Origin of the sequence: Rubidibacter lacunae KORDI 51-2 (genome assembly GCF_000473895.1) — a bacterium.
In the GTDB taxonomy this organism is placed as follows: domain Bacteria; phylum Cyanobacteriota; class Cyanobacteriia; order Cyanobacteriales; family Rubidibacteraceae; genus Rubidibacter; species Rubidibacter lacunae.
This window is the reverse complement of sequence record NZ_ASSJ01000031.1, coordinates 38253-60246: the sequence shown is the minus strand read 5'-3', so window position 1 is coordinate 60246 and position 21994 is coordinate 38253. Positions and strand designations below refer to the sequence as shown.

Sequence of the window (21994 nt, the reverse complement as noted above, 5' to 3'; positions counted from 1 at the left end):
CCCCATAACTAAGCGCCTCCAAGCTTATAGTGTTGGGCTTTCAGAGACAGGGTTTAGATAATGTGCCCCCAGGAATTGGTATGAGTTGACACAGACAATTTCACAAAAACAGAAGGAGAAAAGAATAAATTATTATGCTCCCCACAAAGTAACTGAAGAGGGAATACTCACAGGTCTATATCTCACGGGTCTATATATCGAGCGCGGCGATCGCACGGTCAAACGCGAAGGTGCCGGTCCAGTCCGAAGCCAAGTCTGGTTCACTCTATGGTTTTCAAGGCACTCTCGGCAGAGAGTCGTGAGGAAATATCAATTGTTGCGACGGGCACGGGCGCGACCACTTAGCAGCCAAGCCGCTAGAGCACCACCGAGCAGACCGAACAAGTGTCCTTCCCAAGAAATCCCACCTTGAAGCGGGAGAATTCCCCATACTGCACTGCCATACAGCAGAACAACAATCAGCGACAGGGCAACCGAAGACGCGTCTCGCTGGAAGTATCCGTATAGCACCAAGAAACCGAGGTAACCGAAGATCAAGATGCTGGCACCAAGGTGGATTGACTGCGGCGCTCCAAACAGCCACACGCCCGTGCCACCGACGAGCATTGACAGCCCGGTAACGATCCAAAAATGGTGCGTCGCGCGCAACATCACCAGCCAGCCAAGCATGACAAAGGGCACCGTGTTGCTCAAAAGATGATTGACGCTACCGTGGAGGAAGGGCGCAAACAGAATTCCGCGCAACCCAACCGGATCCCGTGGGACGATCCCAAACCAATGCAGCGTATTGCCGAGTAACCCACGATCTAAGAACTCTATTGCCCAAAACGAGCCAACAAAGCTCGCCAGGATCGTGACTTGCGTCCGGAATTTACGGACGATCGCCTGCTCGTTATCTTGTCTAATCACTCGCTCCCCTACTCAGACGGACCCGTCTCATTATAAAAGTAGGAATTCCTGCAGTTGCCGCCAGCAAAGAATTCCGGTCTTTTCGCGCTAGCTGTGTGCCGAGCTGAGAAGGCAACCGTCTTACCTTTAGGTTAGTAGGCCCGACCGCGGAATCGTCGTACGGGAACGCTGGGCTCGACCGGCACTTCAACGGGTTTGTCAGAGTTGGAAGACTGGGACTTGGCTCGAACCTTTGGCGACAGGTCCTCGACTGGATCTTGGAGCAACTTAGGCGGAGAGGGGAGTTGCAGCAGGCGACTATTGCCGCGTCCTTGACCGTTACCGTTCCCTTTCTCACTCCAAGCTGGAGGACTGCTACTAGAGTCTACCGAGCCTGCAGTTAGAGGTTGAGTAGCTGGTTGCGGGACCGACTGAGTCGCATACATCAGTATCGGTGCAAGTGCCTGCTGGTCCAACGGTCCGCAGTCAAGCGCGGTCGTAACCCGTTCCATGGCACAGAGGAGACTGGTCAAAATTGTTTCGCGGCGGAAACCAGGGAGTAGGTCTATCGCTCCCTGAGAAACTGCCCAACGGCGTTCGACATCCGCAATAGCGTCGCGATCGTTGCTAGTGAGCAAAACCTTTGTATTGGGATAGCGATCCCGACACCAGCGACAAAAAGCATATGGATTGGCAAGGGCAGCAACAGTCATCTCGATTGCGAGTAGGTCGGGTCGCTTTGCTGGGGGAGTAGAACTCAACCACGCGTTCAAGTCAACCTGGGATGGCAAGCGAATGACGGAAAACTGTTGAGAAACAAGGGCCGCATGCCATATTTGGGCTTGGAAGTCGGATTTTTGGATGACAAGGATGGTTTTTTCCATGGCGCTTGATGGCAAGTGGCTTTGCTTGGGCTCGGGTGGAGGCACTTACCGACAACCGCCTGCAAGCTGTGTTTGCGACTATTTCTTCAGTTAACCCTCCGGATAACTCGACGCAAAACTTGCATTCGACTGCCATCTCGCACGTAGAAATGATGCAATTCGTTCAACGATGTCTCCACGGTTACAAGTTTGTGGCAAGCATCAAAGTGATTTCTGTCATGCAGGCTACTGACCGAGAGCATTGCGTTTCTTTGCTCGCCCTTATCTCATCCCAAGTCGCCTTGCCGGATCCCAACCGGCTCGCCAGTGGTCTGCTGAAGGCAAGTCCCAAGAAAAAAACGCAACGGAGAGGGAGAGATTCGAACTCTCGGAACCTTGCGGTTCAGCCGATTTCAAGTCGGCCGCAATCGACCACTCTGCCACCTCTCCTAAAGTGACGTTGCAAGTGTCAAGCCGATCCTATCGCGAAGGTTCCTGCTCTGGCAATGCTGCCAGTTGACGGCGGTACAGCACTTGTTTGCGGGCGATCGCGCCCTCAGCCAATAACCAAATCGCCGAAATTTCTCTGACACCGGTAGGGGTAAGTTCGACCCGCGTAAAATGCCGTTGAGTCCGACCGTCCGGAGTAACGTGGTGGCGCGGCGAGCGAGCAGCATTGAGATACACTGTCCCGGCGCGATCCTTAACGACAGCCGTACGCAAGTGAGCTCGGGTGTGACGCAAGCGATGGTGCATGTGCCCGAAGGCTACGAGCGGGACGGTTTTACCGAGCGTGCGAGCTTTGGCAATTGCGTTGGCGAGGTCGGCATCGCCATAATCCCCGCCACCGGGTTTCCAGTCGCGGCCGCAAATCGAGTGCGGGGAGGTACCGAGGCCGGTCGGGCCGTTATGGGCGAGGAAGATCGCGGTGTCGTAGGGAGAAGCTGCAGCAGACCCTACGATGCGGGCGCAGGAACTCGCAAAACCCGAAATACCGTAGCGATCGCGGTAGAATCTGGCATTCTTCCAATCGGGACCGCCCCAGCTAAACGGGCGGCTGCCGACCACGCTGATGTTATGGTCGGGCAAGTCGATGCGGCCGTACCCGACGTGAGCATCGCCGAGGAGGTCGAGCTGCTGGTCGACGCGGTCTTCGCGCGCGCGATCGTAAGGGCAACGCTGGCGTCCCCACACCGAGGCACTATACCAAGCATCGTGATTGCCGAGGACAACCGCTTTCGGCAGCGCGATCGTGGAGATTTCCCGCACGACCTCAACCGATTCGTTCCCAAAATCTCCGACGAAGAGCGCGAAATCGACACCAAGACCCAACAAAAGCTTCGAGTCTGTGGCATCCCACTGGTCGTGGATATCGCCAATGATGGCAAGGACGAGCGGGTAGCGCACGGTCATGGGCAGTCCTCGGCAATTCTGATCCCAGCATAGGCAACTCGGGTAACGCCAGCGGCCGGCGAACGACCGGGTCAGGTGACTAAAATAAATCAATTCACATCCACGTTCGGCGCGAAAGCTGGAGATACCTATCGAAACGCTGCACGGCAATCTCAAAGGTTTGAAGCCGAGCCAACTGCGGCAGTTGCGGCGACTGTACCACCAACGCCTGCCGCGAGATCGCGTGGTGACGGTAGAGTTCGCCCAGCGGCTGGGCGCGATCGCGACGGAAGTCGGTCAGGCAGTATGCGCGTACATCAATCGTCGGGGGCATCCGATTCGCATCGGGGTCGGAACGCCGCGCCAGACTCAAATCCCACTGCTTGAACTGCCGCGCTACGGGGCAGAGCGCCTATCTGGGATCCGGTGCATTACTGCAACACCCCACGCGCGACCGCCACAAGAAGCCAGTTTGACCGCATTGATCGTGCAACGCCTCGACGCGCTAGCAATACTGACCTTATCGGGGAAAGGATTTCAACGACGCGGCGGCGGTGCGACAGGCTACGTGGCTGGGGCGTATCTAGCGCACTTGCTGCCGGATTCGGCAATACTCGCGAGTGACGCCGAGGATGCAGAAAACGGACACACGCCTGCTAGCAGTCATTGGTCGGTATCGCCGCTGCAGAGCCTGGATGCGCTGACGAAACAAGATTTTCTGGCGTTGGTTGAAGGGCTTGAAGCGGAGTTCCGACGAGAATTCGTGGCGCGGCAGGTCGATGCCACACGCGATCGGGTGCTGGTGGTAGGACTACAAACCGATAATGTGGACCGTCAAACCTTTGAGGATGGGCTGACGGAAGTGACGCGCTTGGTCGATACGGCCGGTGGGGAGGTGTTGGCTACGCTCGAGCAGAAGCGCCCGCGCGCGCACCCACAAACCGCGATTGGGGCGGGCAAGGTGCAGGAATTAGCGGTGGCTGTACAAACGCTAGGTGCGAATCTGGTGGTTTGCGATCGCGACCTAACGCCAGCACAGGCAAGGAACCTGGAGACGCGTGTGGGCGTGCGGGCGATCGACCGTACGGAGTTGATTTTAGACATCTTCGCGCAGCGGGCGCAGTCGCGGGCGGGCAAGCTACAGGTTGAGCTAGCACAGTTGGAATACTTACTACCGCGCTTGACCGGGCGCGGACGGGCGATGTCGCGATTGGGCGGCGGCATCGGTACTCGGGGTCCGGGTGAAACAAAACTGGAAACCGAGCGCCGGGCGATTCAACGCCGGATGTCGCGGCTGCAAAACGAAGTCGATAAACTGCAAGCACACCGATCGCGGATGCGGCAACAGCGCCAGCGTCAGGACGTACCTGCAGTGGCCATTGTCGGCTACACGAATGCAGGAAAATCAACGCTGCTAAATACCCTAACCAATGCCAATATTTATGCGGCCGATCGATTATTTGCCACGCTAGATCCGACAACGCGCCGCTTAAGCGTTCCTGCACCGGAGACTGAGGACCCGGATGCGCTCTTGTTAACAGATACGGTGGGATTTATTCGCCAGTTACCGCCGGCGTTAATGGATGCATTTCGCGCCACGCTAGAGGAAGTAACCGAATCCGACGCAATACTACACCTGGTCGATTTATCTCATCCGGCGTGGGAGAGTCAGATTGCATCGGTTACCTCATTGCTAGCAGAGATGCCGATCTCACCGGGCCCGATGTTGGTCGCGTTTAATAAAATCGATCGCGCCGACAGCGCGGCACTTGCCCGCGCGCGGGAGCAGTTTCCCGAGGCGGCGTTTCTATCAGCACAAGAACGGCTGGGGCTGGAGTCCCTGCGCGTGAAATTAGGACAGCTGGTGCGGTACGCAGTCGCGGTTGCATAGAGCAAATCCCAACAAAATTTTCGAGGATTTACGCGACAATACGAGCAATGGAGTGAGGCGATCGCGGCCGAAGCTTGGGAACTTCAATAGGTACAAATAGTCTACTTTTTCGAGAAAGCGATCGCATTTTTCGATTCGATAAGTTTTCAAGCAAGAACGATCGGCGATGGCACGAGAGGAGGAAACATGATCGTCACGATTACGGCCTTAAAAGGCGGTGTTGGCAAGACTACCACCGCGATTCATTTAGCAGCTTTTTTTGAGGAAAAGGCACGCACGCTATTGATCGATGCAGATAAGAATCGGTCGGCACTCGTGTGGTCGCGGGAGGAGAAGTTACCGTTTCGCGTTGCATCAGAGGCTGGGTCGCACGCGCTGATTTCAAAGTTCAATCACATTGTGGTTGACACTAAGGCGCGTCCAGAGCCTGAGGACCTTCGCGATTTAGCTGAGGGCAGCGATGTGGTGATTTTGCCAACAACTCCAAACGCATTGGATATTGATTCAACCTTGAAGGCAGTAGAAATCCTTGCACCATTGCAGGTCAACATGAAAATTTTGTTGACAAAGGTAGATGCGCGAACAAAGAACGGGCGCGAAGCACGAGCGATGTTAGAGGGTTTAAACCTACCCCTCTTTGGGGAAGACATTCCACTACTAGTTGCGTTCGAACGCGCACCAAGTTTGGGCGTAACGGTCAAGGAATATCCGGGTCCGCGCGCGCGCTGGGGATGGAAGAAGTACGAGGCTGTTGCTCGTGAGATCGCGCCCTAGTCCTTTGAGAACTTGCTTGGGCTAATTGCTCCAACGGTAGTGTTATCGAAAAACACGTAATTCCCCTGGAGAGTATGCTAGTAAACTACTAATGCAACCTCAGATATCTGCAGAGGGGATAATCTGTCATTGCGGCTATAGGTCAAAGCAGTCTATGTGCATGGGATCGGCAAGAGTAAACTATTTTCTTTAGAAAAAGATTTCGTTCCCAGTGTAAGTTTATGGCAACGTATTTTCCCCTCTCGTTGTAACTGTCCAATATCTATAGTAAATACGGACGTCTATTGGATTATGCTTGTATTGCGATAGCCTTGTAGCAATTGTAGGAACCTAAGATATACGCTGCTGTGTCATGCAAGCTGTCCGGCAGTCGAAAAAAACTCAGCATCTCGAAATGATTTGGAGGGAAGTTTGTTTCATGGCAGAAGAGACTCGGTCGTTAAAGCAACTTCCAGCTCCTAAGGCTGGTTTTCTATTAGGTCATTCTACTCACTTTTCTAAAGATCCCTTAAAATTTCTGTGCGATTGCGAGCGAAGTTACAGCAGTATAGTTCCGTTGCGGCTAGGACTCTCCCAGACGTGTTTCCTTACCGACCCCAGCTTCATTGCCGAAGTACTCCGAGAACGCACCGTTTTTGTTAAGAACACCCCGGGTTGGCAGGCGATTCGAACGCTGGTCGGTGTTGGTTTGCTCGGTAGCGACGGTGACTTCTGGACTCGGCAGCGGAAGTTAACTCAACCGACTTTCCATCAACGACGGATTGTAGCCTTTGGCGAGCTCATGGTGAAGGCGACCGAAAAGATGCTGGTTGACTGGAAAGAAAATGCCGTCCGTGACATCCATCGAGACATGATGGATTTGACACTCGATATAGTGATGCAAGCGCTTTTAAATGTAAACATAGAAGGCAAAGAAGCCAAAGCTATTGCCCGTGCTCTTGACTTAAGCATGAAATGGTTCTCTCAACAGCAGAAACGCGGTTTCTTACTTCCAATCAACATTCCTTTACCGCTCACTCGACGTTACTTTGCATCAGTCCGAGAAATGGATGGGTTTATCTTTAAACTCATTCAACAGCGGCGTGTCAGCAGTGAAGACACTGGAGATTTGCTATCGATGCTCTTGCACGTTAAGGATGAAACTGATGGTAGCCAGATGAGCGATCGCCAGCTTCGAGATGAATTGGCAACATTGATGCTTGCAGGCCACGAAACTACTGCTAATGCTCTCACTTGGACTTGGATGCTGCTCGCACAGAACCCCCAAGTTGAAGCAAAGCTCCATCAAGAGTTGGATGTAGTCTTGCAGGGACGACTACCAAGCGCGGCAGACTTGCCTCACTTAACTTTCGCACAAAATATCTTGAAAGAGTCTATGCGTTTGTATCCTCCCATTGTTTTAATGGCTCGTTCTGCAATTCAAGACTACGTATTGATGGGGTGCCGCATTCCCAAAAAATGCATCGTTCTCATGAGCCCTTGGGTCATGCATCGCAGCGATCGATATTTCGAAGATCCCTTATCTTTCCAACCAGAACGTTGGGAAAATGACATGGAGAAACGCCTTCCCAAGTGCACTTATTTCCCTTTTGGTGAAGGACCTAGAATCTGCATTGGCAAGAGCTTTGCTCAAATGGAATCAATATTGATATTGGCAACTATTGCCCAACGTTACCGACTTCGCCTTGAAACGGAGCATGAAATCGTGCCTTTCCCGTCCATTACATTGCGACCTAGAGATGGTCTTCAAATGCATTTGCTGCGACGACAGACAGCATTTGCTTGAATATATGCAGATGTTCCCTGCAGTGCTCAAAATACTAGTCCTCAATATAATTATTTTTGAGGTTGTCTTCGCAGTTTGAGTGGGCTTTTCTTCTTATGTAAATGAGCCAAATAACTGCCCATAGCAATCCACAATATATACCAAGCGACTTAAGTCAGACCGCCAGCTTGCTCCAAGCTCAAGCTCAATATTCTCTTAAAATGGCTGGAGATCGGTGTAAAAAAATCACTTGTACCAACTTACTCATTAATTCTCTCAAAGATTTAGAAATAGCCCAAAGCAATTCATGCCCTAGAGAGATTTAGGCAAATTGGCGGTAAAAGCTCTGGGCTTTACACAGTCCGCACCACCGATACTATCGATAGTTCTACAACATCAGACCTGCTTAAACGCTAGTAGGTCTTGGAGTTTTCATTATGAGTCAATCCCCAACTCACGCGCGCAACGTTGCTATCCTAATATTCGACGATGTCGAGGTTCTTGACTTTTGCGGTCCCTATGAAGTCTTTGGCGTCACCGGCCGCGACGACAATCCCAAGCCTTTCCAACCTTTCACCGTTGCAGAACGCGCGGGCCCGATCGCGGCCCGCAACTGCCTTAGCGTCAACCCCACCTAAAACTTCAGCAATTGTCCACCTGCCGACATAGTTCTAATTCCCGGCGGCTATGGCACGCGACGTGCAATCCAAGATCTGGAGACCGTCGCATGGGTTGCCCAACAAGCAGGAACTTGCGAGCTGTTGCTCTCTGTTTGCACTGGCGCGCTGCTGCTGGCTAAAGCCGGACTACTCGACGGCAAACCTGCCACTACCCACCATGGCGCGCTCGACATGCTCGGTCGGCTTGACCCTACCGCTAACCTCCGCGATCGCCGCGTCATCGATAACGGCGATATCGTGCTCACTGCCAGTATCTCCGCTGGCATCGATATGTCATTACATGTCGTTGCCCGCCTGCTCGGCGAGGCTGCCGCCCGCGATACTGCCACATACATGGAATACGATTGGTACGGCAGTGATGTTGCCCTGGCTCGCTCAGCTCTTCAAGCAACTTAACCCGCAGCAGTCGCTCGAGCAATCGGAGCATAGGTTGGGAACTATTTATGTTATATCAAAATCCATAATTCCTAACCGTCCGGAATCTCTAGGTAAGGATACTGCAGGTATTGCTGCAATCCGCAGCGGATAGTGTTCGGGCGGATTTGGTATCATGCATGCGCCGAACCTAGACAGCCCGCCGACACGCTCCACCGATGCAATCGGAAACATTTCAAGCAAGCCAGTTCCAATTAGCCTCCCGGAAAACGCAAGCACCTTAAAAAAGGGAGATAGCCAGTGAAGCTATCTCCCTTTTATTCTTAGAGGCGATCTGCAAGCGAGGTCGTGCTGGTAAGGCAAACGCCCTACTCATCGTCGTCCTCATCGTCCTCGTCATCCGTAACGTACACAAAGCTGTTCGAGCGTCCCGTCAAAACGGATTTGCCTAGTGACAAAGCCTTCTGGGCTTCCAGAGCTGCCTTACGCTTCCAAAGAGCCTTGTGCGTGCGCGTACGCGCCTTTGATGTTTTCTTTTTGGGAACTGCCATTGCCTCTAAGGTGGTAATTTCAGATAGCCTTCTAATAATAACGCTTGCGCTGAAAGCAGATCGAGTTTTTTATCCCTACGTGCCCGCACCTCCCAGCCGAGGAACCAGCTCGGACCCAGCTAGTGCTCCTAGCTTCTAGAACCCCAGAATTACTGTCATAGCTTACATCCGGCATCAAGTTGCGCCAAGTTATAGTGACGTTCGGGGATAAAAAGCAAACAACAGGGATCGGCTGCCGAACCCAGGCGCTGCATGGGGCAGAGACCTGGCAAATGCTAAGACAGCATGGCTTCTGGATGATGGCGGATGTGTTGGCGCACTCGCATCAGCAACTCTCCGAGGGCGTTGTGTCCGGTCCCATCGCGCCCGCAGCCCCAATAGGAATCGCGAGGTGAATTCTCTACTAGCACGTCATCACCAGTTGCAAGAAGCATCGCCTGAATATTTGAGTGGGTAAGGAATTTAGTCAATACACCATCCCACATGACCTGCCGCTTAGCTATAGACCAATCAGCTCGGATCGTCCGCGCCCGATTGCGCCCAATTGCGGCAGCTTCTTCAGGTGTGACCGCTTTGCGAATAATAGACATCAGAGGCTCGTCTGGCGTACCGAGGAGCTTGTGCGCTTGATAGTAATGCTCGACTGTCGGCCACTCGCAGCCCTCTAAACAGATCGGGTGAGGAGAGAAATTTGAGAAGCAACCGTAGGGCGCGTCAGCTTTATAAAAGTAAATAACCATTGTTTGCGCGCGTTCGCAACTCTGCGACCGACCTCCGCATTCAAATTGTACTGGCTAAAGCCGAACGCTACGTTGAGACACGCTGGGTTGCCTGTCTCGCCCGTCGGTCTTGGCAGGAAAATTACGCAGGCAGCTAGATGGCTAATGCATACGGATTTCTTTGCCACGACTGAGTTCGGGCTGTAGCGATCTAGCGCGCCTAAAATCAGCTCTCTGTTCTCAAAAATCTCCGCTAAGCCTCGCTTACTGCGAAACTCGAGCGGAGATTCCGATTATGCGCCAGCAAAAAAATACAAAAATCCAGCAATACAACCTTACATTTCCAGGCATACAAATCGCATTTTGCCTCTTCGAGATCCTAATCTCGGGGATCTAAAGGGTTATACTGAAGCTACTGCAAAATCCCTCCTTCTCGTAAAGTTCTGCTTGGATTTAACGAGACTTCTCCAATGGATTTCTCAAAATCTTCTCGATATCTCCACTAGCTTAAATTAAAGATTAAATCAGATTGGAACTTTTTTGCTTCTCGTTCCAATCGCAATATTTATATTTAATTTGTCCAGCCAAAATGAAATTTTAGGGATTGCCTAAAAAACTCAATTTGCAAGCACTTTCGAGAAATCTCTCCGGCCTATTTGTTGCTATACTCTTCACTGAAACTATTGCTAAACGGCGATCTTGTCGCTTCTCTAAATAGCAAAATACAACAACTTAGCATTTCTCTTTCGTTTTGCCCATAGCGACTTTCAACTTCCCGTTCTCTCTTTTCTCAAGTGACCAGCTAATCTTCACTCTCAACAGAGAATCCTTGCCGAGCAGCTAGATATTTTGCAAACATTACAGTCCTGCATTTTCTCGTTTAATGACCCCCACAGCCTCCTCTGGAATTTAGACACCAGTGCCTCCATCTGTCGGCGATCGCGATCGTGCTAGACAACACTACACAATCTTTCGACAGCGCCTGCTTCAGGACAAACCCCAGCAAAATCTTCAAAATTTTTCAACCTTTTTCGTGGAAAAATTTGCTCTTTAGCATGATGCTTGTCGACCCAATTGGGAACAGCCATGTCTGATGCTTGCGAACTTGTGTGGTTCCAGCGGGAGTATCCTTTTAAACATACTTAACCGGTTCGGTACTGCGAAGGGTATTTGCTTTTGAGGATCCGGAGATGTGTCCGGGTGGCCGCGAACATTCCAGTCACCTGAAGAGGGTTTGCATACTCCGCAAGGCAGGGTCGAGTCTGAAGAACAGGGAAGTCGTGCCGAGGCAGCTCAGCGAGCAAGTACTTGACAAAGGCAGAGAACAAGCGTAATATCAAAAACAATAAATACTTGCTTTAAGTTCTAAACATATAGCAGACTCCAAGCCTCCCTTCTGTAAATATTTCTATCTTCAATGCTTGTGGCGTTTGAACTATGGGCAGCTGTTCAATACTTTGGCGACTTTGGCGGTTTTAGAAGGGGTTGTGTGACGATTAGAGCCACTGAGCCGGGTTGCAACAGCACTCAAGTAATGCTACTGCCAAGGTTGTGGTAAGGAGAGTTGGGCGGGTGGCGACAACAGAAGGCGATAAGTTGATGCTGCTTGTTGGGTAGTAATAATTGGGAGTGGGATTGCGGGTCGACGCATCGGCAATCCAGTAAACGGTAGGTTCTTAATCGGTAAGGGTCAATGTCATTCCAGGCTGGTTTGCAAGCACTCCAGGAGGGGCGATTTCAGGACGCCGTGCGAGCATTAGAGGCGGTTGGCACAAACGTGTCGGACCCCGATTTCCTGCAGGCACGGATGGAACTCGTTCGCGCTTATCACGGGAATGGTCAGCTCCAGAAGGCTGTCGTCCTCGGACGTGAGTTAGCTAACTATCCACACCCCAATGTCAGTAACTGGGCGAGGGCGGCGCTAGCTACCCTGGAAGCCGAGGCGCGTTACGCTGAGTCAGCTCAGCAACTGACCGAGGGGCAAGCCGCACTACAGCAAGGGCGTTTCGCCGATGCAATCAAAGCCCTGGAAGACTTCTATCGCTCGCCCGGTATCAATCTGCAATCCGACGATGCCGTACACGCCCGCATGGAGCTCGTTCGCGCTTACGACGGAGCAGGCGATCGCAAGAAGGCTCGTTCTATTGCCGAGCGCTTGGTCGAGAACCGCCGACCAGAAGTCCGTAATTGGGCGCGCGAAGTCCTCGACTGCTTCACTGCTGAGGAGCATAAACGCGAGCTAGAGCAATTGCTCAAGCGAGGATTGCAAGCATTCAAGCACAAAAACTTTAGCGAGGCGGTCTCGGCGCTCGAAGAATACTGCCAGCAAGGTAGCAGCAAGGACTACCAGTCAGAGACGTTTCAGAAAGCTCGCATGCAACTCGTGCAAGCCTACCGTGGCGAGCGCGAACACGAGAAAGCCCTGCATCTGTGCCAAAAACTCACCGAGCACCCTCGGCGCGAAGTACGCGACTGGGGAGAAACCATGCTGGCGAAGATCGAAGAAGATATACAAACCGAGCTTAAGAAGTATTTTCAAGTCGGGCTGCAAGCACTTCAGGAAAAACGTTACCACGATGCGATCGCGGCGCTAGAAGAATATTGCAGGCGTTGTGGCGATGACAACGGCTCTGAAACCTATCGCGAAGCGCGCATGGGTCTGATAAAGACCTATCGAAATACGCGCCAGTACGATCGGGCGATCGCTATTTGCGAAGACATCGCCAGAAGCGGCGACGAGATGAGAGCAACCTGGGCCAAACAGCAACTCGCTGCTCTCCACATTGCCAAAGCCCGACCCATTGTTGATGGCGAAGGCTCCTCGCCGAACCGCCGCCGCCCCAGCAAGCTACCCAGTCGCTTCCCGAAAGCCAACCGCGCCGCACAGCTAGGCGTCAAGTTGGCAATGCAAGGCGTTGCCAGCAGCCTCACCCTAGCCTCAACGGTAACGGTCGGTTTGGTGTTCGGTATGCTGTTGGTACTCGTGTTGGCAGCCGTGGGCGTGCAAGGCGAGAACCGCCTATTGGGATTGACTGTGGCGGCATCGATCGCAGTTGTTTTACAGCTGGTCATCTTTTTTATTTCGCCCACGCTCATGGACATCATCCAGAGCCTGTTATACGGCACAAAATGGGTGGGTCTGGGACACATCAGACGCAGCAGCCCCGAGGCAGCTGAAACGATCGAGCGCATCTGCCGCGACCGCAAACTACCGGTGCCGCGCATAGGTCTGATTGACGACCAGAACCCAACTGCATTCACCTATGGTTCGCTACCGAGCACCGCACGCGTAGTCGTTAGTCAGGGGTTGTTTACCTACCTCGACGACGATGAAACCGCTGCGGTTTATGCCCACGAGCTGGGGCACGTGGTGCACTGGGACTTTGCAGTCATGACGTTAGCATCTACGCTCGTTCAGCTCACGTATTTGATTTACACCTTCACGAGAGATATCAAGTTCGGCGGCAATCGCGGACGCGAACTCACGCACAATGTGGCATTGGCGGCTTACGTGTTTTACGTTATTGGCACGTACTTGCTGCTTTATCTGTCGCGCACCCGAGAGTACTACGCCGACCACTTTGCTGCTGAAGTGACTGGCAATCCCAATGCTTTGTCGCGCGCATTAGTAAAGATTGCCTACGGTTTAGTTGAAGAAGAGAAAGAACAGGTACGCCAGGGCGAAAAACGTAGCAAACTCGTTGAGGGAACGCGCGCCTTGGGAATTTATGACGCGCAGGCCGCATCGTCGTCTGGAACAGCGTATAGCATCACCAGCGAGCCTGAAAAAGTCGGGCGCGTTTTCCTCTGGGATCTCTTCAACCCCTGGGGCTGGTGGATGGAACTGCAATCCACGCACCCCCTTACGGGCAAACGCATCCGCGCGCTTAGCACCTATGCCGAGCAGCTGGGGCTAGACGTGGAGTTCAACTTCGCTGCAGTCGTTAAAGAAGGTCGGCAGCTTAGCAAGCGCAAGCTCTATAGCAACTTCCTGACAGACTTGATTCTCTTCCGCTTAGATGCGCTGATGTTTTTCCTCGGGCTCGTCGCTGGAACCAGCGCTCTATGGGTAGGAGCATCGCCCATTGTTTTCCCATCGCTGATCTTGGTTTTCTTCGGAAGTGGCGTACTGGTCAAAACCTTGTTTATGTACCCGGACTTTAAGCGCGCGCCGGCAACCGATATCATGACACTGATGTCAGACCCCTATGCTAGTCCGCTGCGCGGGAAACCCGTCAAGCTCGATGCCGAGTTGATCGGTCGCGGCGATGCGGGAAATCGCTTTGGATCGGATTTGAAGATGCAGGATAAGACGGGCACGATCCTCGCGCGGTACTCTTCGCGATTCGGACCGATCGGGAACTTCCTCTTCGGTCTTTCACAAGTTGAATTTCTCATCGGTCGGGATGTCCGCACGACCGGGTGGTTCCGACGCGGGATTATTCCCCAGATCGACTTGTTATTGCTGGAAGGCGAAGATGAGCCGGTGACGATGGTCCGCAGCTATCACCGCTTCTGGTCTCTCGTCGTCGGTGGGGTCTGTTTGATATTGGGCTTCATTTTGCCTCAGCTACTCCCCGTGCTGTTTGTCTAGGGATCGCCTGTTCCGTGAAGGACCGAATTCAAACCGTCATTGGTCGATTGCAGCAGTTCTCGCGAGGGGCAGCCGATCTGTTACCTTGGAGGGCGAACTCAAGCGAGGCAGGCAGGGGGAGCGACGGGTGTGGCGCTGATCGTCCAAAAATACGGGGGAACATCTGTCGGAACGGTCGAGCGAATTCGAGCGGTTGCCAAGCGCGTCGATCGAACGGTCAGCAACGGCAATGCGGTTGCGGTCGTAGTTTCGGCTATGGGCAAGACGACCGACGAGTTGAATGGTTTGGCGCGGCAAATCACCTCCGAGCCCAGTCGTCGCGAGTTAGACATGCTGTTAGCGACGGGCGAACAAGTTTCGATCGCGCTGCTGAGTATGGCACTGCACGAGCTGGGGCAGCCGGCAATCTCGCTGACAGGCGCGCAGGTTGGCATTGTCACCGAGGCCGAGTACGGCCGCGCGCGCATTCAGGAAATCCGGACTCAACGGTTGCAGCGCCATTTACGTGAGGGCAAAGTCGTCGTTATCGCAGGTTTTCAGGGCATTAGTCCGGGCGATGAGTTGGAAATTACGACCCTCGGTCGCGGCGGGTCTGACACATCAGCCGTAGCGCTGGCCGCTGCGCTGGGTGCCGATCGCTGCGAAATTTTTACCGACGTCCCGGGGATTCTCACCGCCGACCCGCGCTTGGTCCCAGGCGCACGTTTGTTGACCACTGTGGACTGCGACGAGATCTTGGAATTGGCGAGTGTGGGGGCTAAGGTTCTGCATCCACGCGCGGTGGAGATTGCCCGTAACTTCGGCGTCGAGCTTGCCGTCCGCTCGAGTTGGAGCGAGGAACCCGGCACGGTGGTGTTGGCACCGCCCGCGCGAGTGCGCTCGCTGACCGGTCTTGAACTGGGTAAGGTCGTGGATGCGATCGAGTACGATGTCTCGCAAGCCAAAGTCGCCATGCTGCAGGTGCCCGATTCACCGGGCATTGCTGCACGCCTGTTCGGCGAGATCGCCAGACAGGGCGTGGATGTAGATTTGATCGTCCAGTCGATCCACGAAGGTAACAGCAACGACTTGGCATTCACCGTTCGGAAAGATACTTGCCAGTCGGCAGCAGCGATTGCCGAAGCGATCGCGCCCGTCCTGCGCTCGCACCCAACAGCCGCAGAAGAGGCACGCGTGGTGGTCGAACCTGCGATCGCGATCGTATCCATTGTTGGGACCGGCACGGTGGGGCGGCCGGAAATCGCCGCTCGTATGTTTGCGGCGCTAGCCGCTGTAGGAATCAACCTACAAATCATTTCCACCTCAGAAATCAAAATTAGCTGCGTACTGGACGTGCCGGCAGTTGGCGACGAAACCCCAGCGCAGCGTGCCCGGCGTGCCTGCGACGCTCTCCAAGCAGAGTTCGGTATTGAGGCTCCGCCTACTGTGCCGAGTGCAGTCGCGGCAAGAAACCCTTCTGTCTGCGGTGTTGCCCTCGACCGAGACCGAGCCTGGCTAGCAGTGCGTCACGTTCCCGACCGTCCAGGTGCCGCCGCACGAATTTTCGAGCAGCTTGCCAGCGCGGGAATCGGAGTCGACACGATCATTCAGTCTCAGCGCTGTCGCATCATCAATGGTAGTCCCGCACGCGATATTGCGTTTACCGCAGCACGCGGCAATGCTACAAAGGCTACTAAAATCTTGCAATCTGTGAGCGCTGCTTGGCCGGGAAGTGAGGTGCTCCCGGCAACTGAGGTTGCCAAAGTCAGTATTGTGGGTGCGGGGATGCTCGGACAGCCGGGTGTTGCCGCACGTATGTTTAAAGCCCTTGCCACTCGCCAAATTAATATCCAGGCGATCGCCACCTCTGAAATCAAGCTTAGTTGTATTATTGGTGAAGCCGAAGCTTTAGAAGCTGTACGGGCAGTTCATGCCACGTTCGATCTGGTTGGCGATCGCAGAAACGCGGTATAAATTCTCACTCGCGATTCGCAATCCAAGCTAGACTGACCTCATTAAATATAAAATCGGATCTACGTGAATACCGTGCCCTCGAAAAACGGTATAAATTCTCACTCGCGTTTCGCGATCTAAGCTAGACTGGTTTCATCAAATCGGGTTTCTGTGTAATACCGTGTCCAGCGCGCCCATCTTTGAAGAGCAGGCTTTCGCAGAAGAGCAAGACATTTCCCCGCGACGCGGCCTGAGCCTGCGCTCCCTGCTTGCTACGGTCAAACGCCAGTGGATTGCTGTCGCTGGCGTAACTGGTGTTTTTGGGAGTATGGCTTATCTTTTGGCGGCTATGTTGCCGCCACTCTACAGGGGCAGTTTCCAGGTACTTGTCGAGCCTGTCACGAACGAGGCTCGCCTATCCGAACCAACTGCGCTTACGCGTAATGGCGGCCGCGTCCCAGGTCAAGAAGCCTTCCGCCTCGATTACCCGACACAAATAGTCTTGCTGCAAAGCCCGCGTATCCTGTCGAGTGTTGTAGATCGCGTACGCCAAGACAAGCCCGACTTTACTGGACGAGACCTGCAACTCGGTTTGACCGTCGACCGCCTGGGACGGGAGTTTCGCATCCTTGAAGTCGTTTTCGAAGGTCGGGATCCTATTGTTGTTAGCACGGTTCTGGACGTACTTGCCGATGAATATTTGCGCTATAGCCTTGAGGAGCGTAAGAGTCGTATTGGCGAGGGTGTAGGTTTTATTGAGGAGCAGTTACCCGAACTGCGCGAGCGTTCCAACATGCTTCAGAACGACCTGCAGCAATTACAGCAGAAGCACGCTTTCTTCGATCCGCTACAAGAAGGTCAAGCGCTGTCATTGCAATTGCGGGCCACATCCGAGCTGCGTTTGGAAGCCAGTCGCCAGCTATCCGAGCAACAGGAGCTGTACGTTCAGTTGCAAGAACAGCTCGGCTTTGGTCCCGATGTTGCCCTCGCCGCTTCAGCACTCAGTGGCGATCCCGTCTATCAAAAGCTCGTACTCGATTTACAGTCCGTTGAAGAACGAATTGCTGCCGAAACTGCCCGCTTTCGGGCCGGCTCCCCGATCGTTAACGAGCTAGTCGCTCAACGCGCCAACCTGCGTCCTCTACTCGAGCAGCGCGCCCGAGAGTCTCTGGGAGACGAGTTTGCAAGCGATCCCCGGGTCCGCATCTATCTGGATGCGGCACGGCGAGGATTAGTCAGCCAGTTAATGGATGTTTCTGGCGCGATTGTCCAGCTCGAATTGCGAGAACGCGGACTGAGCGAGCAAGAAGCTGCTCTCAAAGCTGAAATTCAAGCCTTCCCTGCAATCGTAAGGCGCTATACCGATATGCAGCGAGAGCTCGAGGTCGTCAACCGAACCCTCGATCAATTGCTGAGCGAGCGCGAGCGACTGAAGGTGGAAGCCGCTCAAACGCAAGTGCCCTGGGAACTCGTGACCGAGCCGCAATTGCCGCGCGATCGCGATGGCAAGCCAATTCCTCTTGCCGTCAGTAGCAAGAAGATGCTCGTATTGGGAGCCTTCTTCGGGTTGATCGCCGGTACCGGACTAGCCGTCCTCATCGACAAACGCGAAGACATCTTTTTCTCCAGCGATGACCTTAGTGACGCATCGCCCGTTCCCCTGCTAGAGATCGTGCCGTGCAGTCCCGTAGCGCCTGCTATTCGCGATCTCAAGCCGCTGTTTGGCGAAGCGCCGGACTCCCCCGCTGCAATTTTCCGCGAAGCGTTTAACTCCATTTATGCGAAGCTTCTGTTTTTCTACTCGGATGCACCGCTGCGGTCCATCGTAATTTCTTCCCCTCAACAGGGAGATGGCAAAACGACCGTTGCCTTGCACCTTGCTTACACGGCAGCAGCAGCTGGTCGACGCGTACTGCTCGTAGATGCCAATCTTCGCAACCCGCAGCTGCATACCTTGCTGAACTTAAACAATCTACAAGGGCTCAAGCAGTTGTTGTTGCAGTCGCGCGAACCTCAACGCCAGACTTTATTACAGCGCCTTTCGAGTTCAGACACCTTATTCGTTATGACCTCGGGCGGCGTGTTATCCGAGGCTGGGCAGCTACTCGCGTCGGGTGCAATGGAAAAAATCAGCAGCCGCCTAGCGAGTGCCTTCGATCTCGTGATATACGATACGCCACCACTCGATCGCTATGCGGATGCGAAGTTCTTAGCGGCTAATGCTGGCGGGCTGGTATCCGTCATCGGGATTGGCAAGACACAGCGCTCGGTGACATTGGATGTTCTCGATGAAATTTCTGCCTTTAATCTCCCCATCATCGGCGCAATCGCCAATGACGGTTCGCCCCGCAAGCGTCCCAAACCAGTCCCGCGCGCGGCGGCACGGGACCGCCGCAAGGTCGAGGAGTTGCCCTCCACCGATCGCCACTTAAACGAGGCTTCCAAGGTCTTGCCAGTGCCTGCACCACTGCATTCTGGTCAGCATCGGCACCGCGTCGCTGCTGAAGAGTAGAAAGGCCAATGCCATCCCTCAGGCAACTCGCGCTGCGTGGAAGCATCTGGACTTTATTAGGATTCAGTACAAATCAGTTCCTTCGCCTGTGCAGCAACCTCTTGCTGACACGATGGCTGCCGCGAGAGTTCTTCGGCTTGATGGGTCTGGCGAATACCCTCGTCACGGGTCTTGACCTATTTTCCGACATCGGCATTGCTCCAAGTATCGTGCGCAGCCCGCGCGGCGACGAGCCTGAATTCTACAATACTGCCTGGACAATTCAGATCCTGCGAGGAGTTGGAATATGGGTAGCCTGCTGCTTACTAGCGTGGCCGGCGGCGCAATATTTCACAACGGCACCGGAGTTAGTGTGGTTGTTACCCACCCTAGGCTTGTCGGGAGTGCTACTGAGCTTTAGTTCTACAGCATTACATACGCTCGCGCGGCGCATGGTAGTCGGCCGTATCGTACTGCTTAAGCTATGCGCTCAGATCGCGTCGCTCGCAATTATGCTTGTCTGGGCACGCTTCAATGGCACGATTTTGGCACTCGTGTTGGGTAGCTACGTACAGGCTCTCACGCTCGCTTTCTGGAGCCACCGCCTGCTACCGCATGCCGTCTACGAAAACCACCTTGCATGGGAGCCAGAGGCACTTAAAGAACTGCGCTCGTTCGGCCGGTGGATTTTTTTATCGACGGCGCTGACCTTCTTGGCATCGCAATCCGATCGGCTGATCCTGGGTAAGCTAATCCCGATCGGGCTGCTCGGGGTCTACAGTATTGCTTTTACCTTTGCCGATTTACCGCGTCAGGTTCTCCAGCGATTGAGTAGTGCTGTCATTTTCCCCTTGGTTTCGAAACGCGCAGCTGAACCGCGAGCACTTCTGCGCTTTGAGCTCCTTGCAAAACGCCGCTGGGTTGTACTCGGACTTGCAGGACTAATTGCTATCTTGAGCAGCAGCGGCGACTTCTTAATCCAATTGCTCTACGACGAGCGTTATGCGGATGGAGCATGGATGCTGCCAGTACTGGCCCTCGGACTTTGGCCGCACGTGTTGTCACTGACAATGAGCCCTGCCCTACTCGCAATCGGGGAACCGCGCTACATGGCTTTCGGCAACGCACTTAAATTCGCATATATGCTAGCTGCCTTGCCCCTTTGCTTCCGATGGTTTGGTATTACGGGTGCCATCGTTGCTGTCGCATTCAATGACTTACCGTATTACGGCACGGTCGGCTGGGGACTCGCACGCGAAGGTTTATCGAGTTGGTGGCAGGACGCATGGATCAGTTGCGTCTTAATCGGAACCATCGGCTTATTGTTCTACATCCGCGCGATCGCGGGCTGGGGATTGCCCCTCGACCGCCTAGTATCGAACAGCATCTGATACTCCACTATTAAGCTGCTTCCATCAAGACTTAGGTATGTAGTTCACATCATCAACCATCTTTTGCCACTTATGGGGTTCCTCGTTCCACTCGCCCTCTTCTGCTGGATACCAGTTGTTTTATATCTGTTCACCCGCCTGCCTCTTCAACGTGCTGTCGTTTTCAGCTTTGTTGCCGCATGGCTGTTCTTGCCCGTAGCAGGCTATCGTATCGCTGGACTGCCCGACCTCACCAAAACTGGTGTAACCGTTTGCGGTGTTTTTCTGGCAATGTTGCTGTTCGACACCCAGCGCCTCAGCAGGTTTAGCCCGAGCTGGCTAGACGCACCGATGTTGCTTTGGTGTATCTGCCCATTGCTTTCTTCGGTAAATAACGGACTGGGGTTGTATGACGGTATGACTTCAAGCCTGACACAAACAGTAACTTGGGGATTGCCTTATTTTCTCGGACGTCTCTACTTAGGCAACCTTTATGGGCTTTATCAACTAGCCTTAGGAATTTGCGTTGGCGGAATACTTTACGTCCCGCTCTGTTTGTATGAAGCACGAATGAGTCCGCAGCTCCACGGTATGCTCTACGGCTTCCACCAACACAGTTTTGCGCATACCATGCGTTATGGTGGCTGGCGTCCGGTTGTTTTTATGCAACACGGCTTGGAAGTCGGATTGTGGATGATGGCTGCAACATTTATCGGCTTCTGGCTGTGGCGCTCGGGTGTCCTGACAAAAATTTATAATATCGATATGAGCTGGTTGGTTGCCAGCCTCGTACTAACAACAATCTTGGTTAAGTCTACTGGTGCTTATGCACTGCTGGCACTCGGATTACTACTGATGTGGAGCGGCAAGCGCATGCAGACTTCTTTGCCGATTCTGTTGGTTAGTACTGGTATTTGCTTTTACCTAGTAACCAATACGGTCGTCGATGCCCCTGGATATCAAAACCAAATCGTAACCTCCCTCAACAGCATTGGCGTCAGCGAAGCACGCGTCGGCTCGATAGAATTTCGGTTCGACAACGAAAAACTTTTAGCTGACAAGGCACGCCAGCGCCTGCTCTTCGGGTGGGGAGGCTGGGGGCGATCGCGCGTCTACGACAAGTTCGGTCGCAATGTTTCAACTACCGACAGTTTGTGGATCATTGCTTTCGGCGAGAGCGGGCTCGTTGGGCTAGCGAGTTTGACCGCTACGATGCTTCTGCCTCCACTACTCTACTTCAGCTTGCGCTACCGCAAAAAGGCATGGGAACGGCCCGAATTTGCTCCGGCATCAGCAGTCGCGCTCATCTTGGTGTTATACACGATCGACTGCTTGCTTAATGCAATGGTGAATCCGATATTCATTCTTGCCAACGGCGCTCTGGCTGGCCTCGTCCTCCAAGGACCCCAGCTGCCGATCGCTCCCAGGTCACCAAAGGGTCAGCGCCAACTGCCTGCCACGAGTCGCATGACTCGAACGCCCGCTCGAGGTTCAGCATGCCATCGATAGTGTCACAAAAACTTATCGTCACGTTCGCTGGCACATCGACCTCGAAATCTCGCATCATAGTATTATAGCGATCTCTGCGCGCACAGCTGCGGCACTCGCCATTACCCCTAGCTATATGGGTCCGAGTACGGGAACCCGCCTGCTGGCGGCCCGGTCTAAGCGTACGGTTCGCTATAATTTAGATCGAACTCATAACGACT

Annotated in this window: 15 protein-coding genes and 1 tRNA gene; 10 read left to right on the top strand and 6 right to left on the bottom strand. The window is 53.7% G+C overall.

The window, feature by feature from the left end; all coding sequences use genetic code 11:
• Positions 1–309: 309 nt before the first annotated feature.
• The 4 genes from KR51_RS05515 to KR51_RS05500 all read right to left on the bottom strand — a co-directional run bounded on the left by KR51_RS05515 (position 310) and on the right by KR51_RS05500 (position 3164).
• On the bottom strand, positions 310–909 hold the full coding sequence (locus KR51_RS05515; RefSeq protein WP_022605710.1) for a rhomboid family intramembrane serine protease: 600 nt from the start codon (positions 907–909) through the stop codon (positions 310–312).
• Positions 910–1040: 131 nt separating this feature from the next.
• Positions 1041–1772 (bottom strand): hypothetical protein, encoded by a 732-nt coding sequence (locus tag KR51_RS17315; RefSeq protein WP_022605708.1) that lies wholly within the window; start codon positions 1770–1772, stop codon positions 1041–1043.
• Between the two features lie 344 nt (positions 1773–2116).
• Positions 2117–2201: transfer RNA gene (locus KR51_RS05505), tRNA-Ser, on the bottom strand.
• A gap of 30 nt (positions 2202–2231) precedes the next feature.
• A complete protein-coding gene (locus KR51_RS05500; RefSeq protein WP_022605706.1) occupies positions 2232–3164 on the bottom strand; it encodes a TIGR04168 family protein in 933 nt (310 codons plus the stop codon).
• Positions 3165–3288: 124 nt separating this feature from the next.
• Between KR51_RS05500 and hflX the strand changes: the two genes are divergently transcribed.
• The 5 genes from hflX (at position 3289) to KR51_RS20105 (ending at position 8649) form a co-directional block, all read left to right on the top strand.
• Entirely contained in the window at positions 3289–5034 is a 1746-nt protein-coding gene (gene hflX / locus KR51_RS05495; RefSeq protein WP_040655262.1) for a GTPase HflX, read from the top strand.
• Positions 5035–5220: 186 nt separating this feature from the next.
• Positions 5221–5808, top strand: a complete 588-nt coding sequence (locus KR51_RS05490) for a ParA family protein (RefSeq protein WP_022605702.1) — start codon at positions 5221–5223, stop codon at positions 5806–5808.
• Positions 5809–6226: 418 nt separating this feature from the next.
• The gene (locus KR51_RS05485; RefSeq protein ID WP_022605700.1) at positions 6227–7594 is read left to right on the top strand and encodes a cytochrome P450; all 1368 of its coding nucleotides are present in this window, start codon (positions 6227–6229) and stop codon (positions 7592–7594) included.
• A 416-nt stretch (positions 7595–8010) separates the two neighbouring features.
• Positions 8011–8211: a type 1 glutamine amidotransferase family protein gene (locus tag KR51_RS20110; RefSeq protein WP_198016701.1), complete on the top strand. Its 201-nt coding sequence runs from the start codon at positions 8011–8013 to the stop codon at positions 8209–8211.
• Between the two features lie 27 nt (positions 8212–8238).
• Positions 8239–8649, top strand: coding sequence for a DJ-1/PfpI family protein (locus KR51_RS20105; RefSeq protein ID WP_198016703.1), 411 nt, complete (start codon positions 8239–8241; stop codon positions 8647–8649).
• 347 nt (positions 8650–8996) lie between these two features.
• On the opposite strand, the gene KR51_RS05475 is transcribed toward KR51_RS20105, so the two are convergent.
• Both KR51_RS05475 and KR51_RS05470 read right to left on the bottom strand, forming a co-directional pair.
• Positions 8997–9179 (bottom strand): 50S ribosomal protein L32, encoded by a 183-nt coding sequence (locus KR51_RS05475; RefSeq protein WP_022605698.1) that lies wholly within the window; start codon positions 9177–9179, stop codon positions 8997–8999.
• 275 nt (positions 9180–9454) lie between these two features.
• Positions 9455–9919, bottom strand: a complete 465-nt coding sequence (locus tag KR51_RS05470; RefSeq protein ID WP_022605696.1) for an NADAR family protein — start codon at positions 9917–9919, stop codon at positions 9455–9457.
• A 1672-nt stretch (positions 9920–11591) separates the two neighbouring features.
• On the opposite strand from KR51_RS05470, the gene KR51_RS05465 reads away from it, so the two are divergent.
• The 5 genes from KR51_RS05465 (at position 11592) to KR51_RS05445 (ending at position 21794) form a co-directional block, all read left to right on the top strand.
• A complete protein-coding gene (locus KR51_RS05465) occupies positions 11592–14492 on the top strand; it encodes a M48 family metalloprotease (protein ID WP_022605692.1) in 2901 nt (966 codons plus the stop codon).
• Between the two features lie 129 nt (positions 14493–14621).
• On the top strand, positions 14622–16445 hold the full coding sequence (locus KR51_RS05460; protein ID WP_022605690.1) for an aspartate kinase: 1824 nt from the start codon (positions 14622–14624) through the stop codon (positions 16443–16445).
• Positions 16446–16605: 160 nt separating this feature from the next.
• Positions 16606–18936: a GumC family protein gene (locus KR51_RS05455; RefSeq protein ID WP_022605688.1), complete on the top strand. Its 2331-nt coding sequence runs from the start codon at positions 16606–16608 to the stop codon at positions 18934–18936.
• Positions 18937–18944: 8 nt separating this feature from the next.
• Entirely contained in the window at positions 18945–20306 is a 1362-nt protein-coding gene (locus KR51_RS05450; RefSeq protein WP_022605686.1) for an oligosaccharide flippase family protein, read from the top strand.
• A gap of 72 nt (positions 20307–20378) precedes the next feature.
• Positions 20379–21794: a hypothetical protein gene (locus KR51_RS05445; RefSeq protein WP_022605685.1), complete on the top strand. Its 1416-nt coding sequence runs from the start codon at positions 20379–20381 to the stop codon at positions 21792–21794.
• Positions 21795–21994: the final 200 nt, after the last annotated feature.

Excerpts from the sequence above, each read along its gene's own strand:
- KR51_RS05485 (WP_022605700.1), top strand. The coding sequence starts at position 6,227 with ATGGCAGAAGAGACTCGGTCGTTAAAGCAACTTCCAGCTCCTAAGGCT.
- KR51_RS05490 (WP_022605702.1), top strand. The coding sequence starts at position 5,221 with ATGATCGTCACGATTACGGCCTTAAAAGGCGGTGTTGGCAAGACTACC.
- KR51_RS05475 (WP_022605698.1), bottom strand. The coding sequence starts at position 9,179 with ATGGCAGTTCCCAAAAAGAAAACATCAAAGGCGCGTACGCGCACGCAC.
- KR51_RS17315 (WP_022605708.1), bottom strand. The coding sequence starts at position 1,772 with ATGGAAAAAACCATCCTTGTCATCCAAAAATCCGACTTCCAAGCCCAA.
- KR51_RS05445 (WP_022605685.1), top strand. The coding sequence starts at position 20,379 with ATGGGGTTCCTCGTTCCACTCGCCCTCTTCTGCTGGATACCAGTTGTT.
- KR51_RS05500 (WP_022605706.1), bottom strand. The coding sequence starts at position 3,164 with ATGACCGTGCGCTACCCGCTCGTCCTTGCCATCATTGGCGATATCCAC.
- KR51_RS05450 (WP_022605686.1), top strand. The coding sequence starts at position 18,945 with ATGCCATCCCTCAGGCAACTCGCGCTGCGTGGAAGCATCTGGACTTTA.
- KR51_RS05465 (WP_022605692.1), top strand. The coding sequence starts at position 11,592 with ATGTCATTCCAGGCTGGTTTGCAAGCACTCCAGGAGGGGCGATTTCAG.
- KR51_RS05470 (WP_022605696.1), bottom strand. The coding sequence starts at position 9,919 with ATGGTTATTTACTTTTATAAAGCTGACGCGCCCTACGGTTGCTTCTCA.
- KR51_RS20110 (WP_198016701.1), top strand. The coding sequence starts at position 8,011 with ATGAGTCAATCCCCAACTCACGCGCGCAACGTTGCTATCCTAATATTC.